The organism is Pseudomonas sp. P7548 (genome assembly GCF_013386585.1).
Classification (GTDB): domain Bacteria; phylum Pseudomonadota; class Gammaproteobacteria; order Pseudomonadales; family Pseudomonadaceae; genus Aquipseudomonas.
Map to the genome: position 1 here is coordinate 1 of NZ_JACARO010000102.1, position 5,743 is coordinate 5,743.

Annotated in this window: 8 protein-coding genes; 3 read left to right on the plus strand and 5 right to left on the minus strand. The window is 63.2% G+C overall.

Annotated features, from left to right (window positions below):
* Positions 1 to 162 precede the first annotated feature (162 nt).
* On the plus strand, positions 163 to 1,464 hold the full coding sequence (locus tag HX803_RS29970; RefSeq protein ID WP_178925723.1) for an FAD-binding oxidoreductase: 1,302 nt from the start codon (positions 163 to 165) through the stop codon (positions 1,462 to 1,464).
* 6 nt (positions 1,465 to 1,470) lie between these two features.
* Here the strand turns inward: HX803_RS29970 and HX803_RS29975 are convergent, their stop codons facing one another.
* Positions 1,471 to 1,977, minus strand: coding sequence for a GNAT family N-acetyltransferase (locus HX803_RS29975; protein ID WP_178925724.1), 507 nt, complete (start codon positions 1,975 to 1,977; stop codon positions 1,471 to 1,473).
* Positions 1,978 to 2,112: 135 nt separating this feature from the next.
* On the opposite strand from HX803_RS29975, the gene HX803_RS29980 reads away from it, so the two are divergent.
* Complete coding sequence (locus HX803_RS29980) at positions 2,113 to 2,667, plus strand: cysteine hydrolase family protein (protein ID WP_178925725.1); 555 nt, start codon at positions 2,113 to 2,115, stop codon at positions 2,665 to 2,667.
* A gap of 22 nt (positions 2,668 to 2,689) precedes the next feature.
* Here the strand turns inward: HX803_RS29980 and HX803_RS29985 are convergent, their stop codons facing one another.
* Entirely contained in the window at positions 2,690 to 3,121 is a 432-nt protein-coding gene (locus tag HX803_RS29985; protein ID WP_178925726.1) for a VOC family protein, read from the minus strand.
* A complete protein-coding gene (locus HX803_RS29990) occupies positions 3,118 to 3,573 on the minus strand; it encodes an HIT family protein (RefSeq protein WP_178925727.1) in 456 nt (151 codons plus the stop codon). Before HX803_RS29990 ends, HX803_RS29985 begins: the two co-directional genes overlap by 4 nt.
* 60 nt (positions 3,574 to 3,633) lie before the next feature.
* On the opposite strand from HX803_RS29990, the gene HX803_RS29995 reads away from it, so the two are divergent.
* Positions 3,634 to 4,278: an aspartate/glutamate racemase family protein gene (locus HX803_RS29995; protein WP_178925728.1), complete on the plus strand. Its 645-nt coding sequence runs from the start codon at positions 3,634 to 3,636 to the stop codon at positions 4,276 to 4,278.
* Positions 4,279 to 4,282: 4 nt separating this feature from the next.
* On the opposite strand, the gene HX803_RS30000 is transcribed toward HX803_RS29995, so the two are convergent.
* A complete protein-coding gene (locus HX803_RS30000; protein ID WP_178925729.1) occupies positions 4,283 to 5,074 on the minus strand; it encodes a helix-turn-helix domain-containing protein in 792 nt (263 codons plus the stop codon).
* The coding region (locus tag HX803_RS30005) for a LysR substrate-binding domain-containing protein (protein WP_178925730.1) at positions 5,071 to 5,743 on the minus strand (673 nt) is incomplete at its 5' end. The genes HX803_RS30000 and HX803_RS30005, both read right to left, overlap by 4 nt.

Genomic DNA, 5,743 nt, shown 5'->3' on the forward strand with positions numbered 1-5,743 from the left:
CGCTGCCGAAGGCGCAGGCGCGTCCCTGCGAAAACCCGTTGTTCCATATCATCCTGGCCTTCTGGGCGCTGTGGCATTGCCGCCATGCACGTCCGCCCGACGCCCTCCTCTGATCAAGTCGAACCTGCCCCACCGGCATTCATTTATCAGAAGGATCACCCCATGCCCGCCGCCCTACGTACTGCCGAGCGCAGCGCTTCCTATTACACCGCCAGCCTCAACGACCCCACTCAATATCCGACCTTGCAAGGCCAGGTCAGTGTCGATGTAGTGATCATCGGCGGCGGTTTCACAGGCGTGGCCAGCGCCGTTGAACTGGCCGAGCGCGGGCTCAAGGTCGCGATTGTCGAAACCCACCGCATCGGCTGGGGTGCCAGCGGGCGCAACGGCGGGCAAGTCACCGGCAGCCTGTCGGGCGACGAGGCCATGCGCCAACAGATGCGCAAGCGCCTTGGCGATGAAGTGGATGACTTCATCTGGCACCTGCGCTGGCGCGGCCATCAAATCATCGAGCAACGCGTCAACAAGTACGCGATTGCCTGTGACCTCAAGCACGGCCACCTGCACGCCGCCATGAAGCCCTCGCACCTGCACGAACTGCGCGCGTTTCATGACGAAGCCCAGCGGCGTGGCATGGGCGATCAGGTCAGCCTGCTCGACAGGGCCGGCGTCCGCGAACACCTGGACAGCGAGCTGTACCTGGGCGCGCTGAAAAACACCCGCAATCTGCACCTGCACCCGCTCAACCTGTGCCTCGGTGAAGCCCGTGCAGCTCACAGCCTGGGGGCGTTGATTTTCGAGAATTCCGAGGTGCTGCAGATCGTGCATGGCGAGCACCCTGCGGTGATTACCGCTCAAGGTCGTATCGATGCGCGCCAGGTGCTGCTGGCCGGCGACGTCTACCACAAGCTCGAACCCGGCCAACTCAAGGGTAAGATCTTCCCGGCCATGGGCGGCATCGTCACCACCGCGCCGTTGGGCGAACTGGCACGCACCCTCAACCCCTATGACCTGGCGGTCTACGATTGCCGCTTTGTGCTCGACTACTACCGCCTCACGGGCGACGGTCGATTGCTCTTCGGCGGTGGCGCCAACTACTCCGGGCGCGACTCACGGGACATCGCCGCCGAACTGCGGCCCTGCATCGAGCGCACCTTCCCGGCCCTCAAAGGCGTGGACATCGCGTTTCAGTGGAGCTGCGCCATGGGCATCGTGATGAACCGCATCCCGCAACTGGGCAAGCTGTCGGACAACGTCTGGTACTGCCAGGGCTACTCGGGGCATGGCATCGCCACCAGCCATATCATGGGCGAGATCATGGCCGAGGCCTTGACCGGCACGCTGGCCAAGTTCGACACCTTTGCCGGGTGCAAGCACATCAAGGTGCCGCTGGGGGATGTGTTCGGCAACCCCATGTTGGCAGTGGGGATGTGGTACTACCAGATGCTTGAAAAGCTGCGCTGACAGGCATCAGGGCAGCCGCCATACCATGGCGCAGCGGCTGCCCTGCTCAAAACCGTGGGCATATTCGGCCGCCAGCATCTCTGCCAGGTGCGGGCTCGTTGCCGGCTCAAACCCCAGGCGGCGGTAGAACGGTGCATTCCACGGTACGTGCTTGAATGTCGTCAGCGTCACCGACTCCAGCCCGTTTGATCGCGCATGCTCCATCGCGACTTCAACCAGCTTGCGCCCCCATCCTTGGCCTTGCACCGCCTGTGCGACCGACACTTCAACGATATGCAAAGCGTCACCCTGGCGTTCTGCACTCAGGAAACCTTGCGGCGTTCCCTGTGCATCGACGACCACCCAGCACGTCGACAACGCGATCAGCTGTTGATGGCGCTCTACGCTCAAGGTGACGGTATCTGCCAACCACGCCAGGCCTTCGATCTCGCGGAATACCTGGGCAGCGGAATGTTCCACGCCCGGCAGGAAAGGCGCGTCATCGGGTTGAGCCGGTCGAAGGTGTGCAGGCATGGGATATCCAGTCAATCAAGGCTGAAATTCGGGGCCGCAGTGTAAAGGCAAACGGGCCAGGGATTGGAACAAATCACTGTGTAGGCTCACGCAATGGCTGTTATGTTTTGCAACTCATACGCACAAGGACAGGCCATGGCACCGTTAGACGCAAACACCGCATTGCTGATCATCGACATGCAACAGGGCATGAACCGTCCTGATCTCGGTCGACGTAACAACCCCGACGCCGAACAGCACATGCACGCCTTGCTGACGGCATGGCGCCAGGCTCAACGCCCCATCGTGCACATCCGCCATATCTCCCGCACTCCAGGCTCGGTGTTCTGGCCCGGCCAGCCTGGCTGCGAATTCCAGCCGGCGCTGCAGCCCCTCGCCCACGAGCACGTTGTTGAAAAAAACGTTCCGGACGCCTTCGCGGCGACAGGCCTGGAGCGCTGGTTGCGCACACGCTCGATCCAGAAGTTGGTGATCGTGGGCGTCATCACCAACAACTCGGTGGAGTCCACTGCGCGCTCAGGCGGCAACCTGGGTTTTGATGTGATCGTGGCGGCGGATGCTTGCTATACATTTGATCAGACTGATCTGTCCGGGCGGGTCTGGCCTGCGGAAGATGTGCATGCGCTGTCGCTGAGCAACCTGGCGATGGATTACGCCAGGGTGATGAGCACGGTCGAAATTCTCGGTTGAACCGGCGCAAGGAGCGGCTCGGTCAGGGTACGCTGCAAGCCCTCTCCCCAAGTCGCTCCACCAACCGCACCAGATACCCATCCGGGTCCTGCACCAGGAACTCGCGTTGCCCCACCTCGACTTCACCGGCGCGGTACCAGACATCCGCGCACGCCTTGAACAGCGGGTACGCTGCTTGTTCAAGCCGTTGTAACACCGGTTGCACCGCCGCCACATCAATCTGCAGATTGAAGCCGCGCCCGAAGGGGTGTTGCAACTCACCGGTCTGCCACTGATTGGCGAGGGGATCGACCTGCTCCAGCATCACCTGGGCACCGTCCAGGTCGAGGTAGGCAAAGCCATCTTCCAGTCGCTGGTAAGCCACCGTAAATCCCAGGCATGACGCCCAGAATTCCAGGCTTTTACCCAGATCCGTCACCATCAGCTCGGGCACTAATCTGTTTCTTTGCATCATGCATGGGCTCCAGGCGCACCCGTGAAGCTCAACAACTGCGCGATCTTCTCGCGCAACTCACCGTGCTGGTCTTCTGCATAGGGCGTGGCGGTTTTCCAGTCGTAGAACCACACGGGCATCTTGCGCTTGTCATCCGGCTCATCGGCGTAGCGAGGAAACAGGTGGCAGTGCAACTCCGGTTCGGAGTTGCCCAAAATCTCGTAGTTCATGCGCAGCGCGCCGGTGGCTTGCAGCACGGCGTCGCCCAGGCGGGCCATGTCGAGCAGGTAGACGGCACGGGCTTCAGGGTCCAGGTCATTCAGGCTGGCCACCACCGGGTCGGGCAGCAGCAGGCAGTAACCCGGCAGGAACTGCACATCCCCCATCACCGCCCAGCCGGAGGCCATGCGGCAGATGACTTTATCGTTGGCGCCGTTGCGGGCCAGTTCTACGCGTTCCATGATGAGCGGCATGCATCGTCCCTGATGAAGTAATGTGGACGGCATCTTACCCGCCCACGCCGCGAGCGTCCCATGCGAATCACTTGCCTTCATACCGCTGCCAGTAACATCGATGTCTTTGAAGCGGCCGCAACCGCCCTGGGGATTGCGCCGGGAGTGCTGCACCACGAAGTACGCCCGGACCTGTTGGCAGCCGCAGAACACCTCGGTTACTTGAGTGACGACGTTGCTGGCACCACGGCCGAGGTACTGCTTGCGCTGGCCCGTCACGCCGATGCCGTGGTGCTCACATGCTCCACCCTCGGCCCTTCGCTAGACACCATCCCTCACCCTACCCCGGCGCCGATCCTCAGAGCAGATGAGGCATTGGCGGTCGAAGCGGCCCAGGCCGGCGCGAGGGTCGTGGTGCTGTGTGCCGTCGCGACTACCCTGGAACCGACCTCGACCCTGTTTCACAGGGTCGCGCAACGAACGGGCGCGACGGTCGACGTGCATCTGGTCGCGGGGGCCTGGGACCTGTTCAAAGCAGGCGATCTGCAGGGCTACCTTTGCTCGATCGCAAAGGCCGCCGACCGCGCCTATCTGGACGGGGCCTCCATCGTCGCGCTGGGCCAGGCCTCCATGGGGGGCGCCGCGCAGCTTGTCAGCGCCGGACCGCCAGCGCTTGCCAGCGCATCGGCCGGCCTGAAGGCTGCGTTGAACGCGATAAGGGGCTGAGCCTTCAACTCAACCGTTTACGCCGATACTCATCCGGTGTTTCCCCGGTGAGCTTGCGAAACATACTGATGAACGCCGATGAGCTGCTGTAGCCCAGATCGAACGCCACCACCTCCACCGAGTCACCGGCCTTGAGCCTGACCAGCGACGCCGTGACCTTCAACCGCTGCTTCCACTGCGCCAACGACATGCCCAAATCCCGCTGGCAACGCCGCAACAGCGTGCGCTCGGTGGCATTGACCAGCTGCGCCCATTGCGTCAGCGAACGGCTGTCCGCCGGGTTCTGCTCCAGAGCCTTAAGAATCGGCGCCAGCACCGGGTCGGTGGAGCCCGGCAGGTAGCTGCCCACCCGCGAGGTGCGGTTCAAACGGTCGAGCAACACCGTTAACAACCGGCCCTCCTCGTCCGTCTGCACCGGCCCAGGTGGCGCCGCGTGCAGCTCCTCCAGCAATTCGCGGATCAGCGGGGTGATGGTCAGCGCGCAGGCTTCCCGGGGCAGGCGCTCGCACAAGGCTGGCGCGATATAGAGCGAACAGTGACAGGCCTCCTGGTGGTTCATTGCGTTGTGCTCCACGTTCGGCGGCAGCCACACGCCATATTGCGGCGGCGCGATGAAGTGCACGCCGTCGAGCTTGAGCTCCATGACGCCACTGAACGAATACACGAACTCCCCCCACGGATGACGGTGCCAGGGGTACGCCGCCGACGCGGGCATGCGCGCCGCACGGAAATAGATCGGTGCGGGCAACTCATCGGTGAACGGCGCGAGGATCAGGTGTTCGGCGGGCGTGTTCATGGGCGAGGCTTCCGGGCGGCGTTGACGTGCTCAGTATGCGCGATCCCCGTTTGCGCAGCCTGGGCACGCAGGCGTTCGAGCAGCAAACGAAACGCCGGCTTGGGCTGTCGGCGACTGGGGTAATACAAGTGATAGCCGGTGACCGTCGTGCACCAGTCCTCCAGCACCCGCACCAGCTTGCCCTCGGCGACGGATTCGGTGACGACGTCTTCGGGCAGATGCGCCAAGCCGATACCGCCCAAGGCAAAATCCAGGATCAGTGCCACGCTGTTGCCCACCACCTGCCCTTCCGGGCGCACCTTGAGTTCACGCTTGCCTTTCCTGAACGGCCAACTCCACAACCCACCGGAGGTCGGCAGGCGCAGGTTGATCCCGGTATGCGCCACCAGGTCATGGGGCGTCAGGGGTTTGGGACGGCGCTCGAAGTAGGCCGGCGAGCCCACCACGGCCATACGAAAGTCCGGGCCAATACGCACGCTGATCATGTCCTTGGCCACTGATTCCCCCCAACGAACACCGGCGTCGAAGCGCTCGGCAACGATGTCCACCATGGCGTAGTCGTCGCTGATTTCCACGCTGATCTGCGGGTAGTCCTGCATCAAGCCGCACACCGCGGGCGTCAGCAGCGTGGCAGAAGCATGTTCCAGCGAGGTGATGCGCAGGCTGCCG

Coding starts and splice junctions, on each gene's coding strand:
- HX803_RS29980 (WP_178925725.1), top strand. CDS start 2,113: ATGGCACCGTTAGACGCAAACACCGCATTGCTGATCATCGACATGCAA.
- HX803_RS29975 (WP_178925724.1), bottom strand. CDS start 1,977: ATGCCTGCACACCTTCGACCGGCTCAACCCGATGACGCGCCTTTCCTG.
- HX803_RS29990 (WP_178925727.1), bottom strand. CDS start 3,573: ATGCCGCTCATCATGGAACGCGTAGAACTGGCCCGCAACGGCGCCAAC.
- HX803_RS29985 (WP_178925726.1), bottom strand. CDS start 3,121: ATGATGCAAAGAAACAGATTAGTGCCCGAGCTGATGGTGACGGATCTG.
- HX803_RS29995 (WP_178925728.1), top strand. CDS start 3,634: ATGCGAATCACTTGCCTTCATACCGCTGCCAGTAACATCGATGTCTTT.
- HX803_RS30000 (WP_178925729.1), bottom strand. CDS start 5,074: ATGAACACGCCCGCCGAACACCTGATCCTCGCGCCGTTCACCGATGAG.
- HX803_RS29970 (WP_178925723.1), top strand. CDS start 163: ATGCCCGCCGCCCTACGTACTGCCGAGCGCAGCGCTTCCTATTACACC.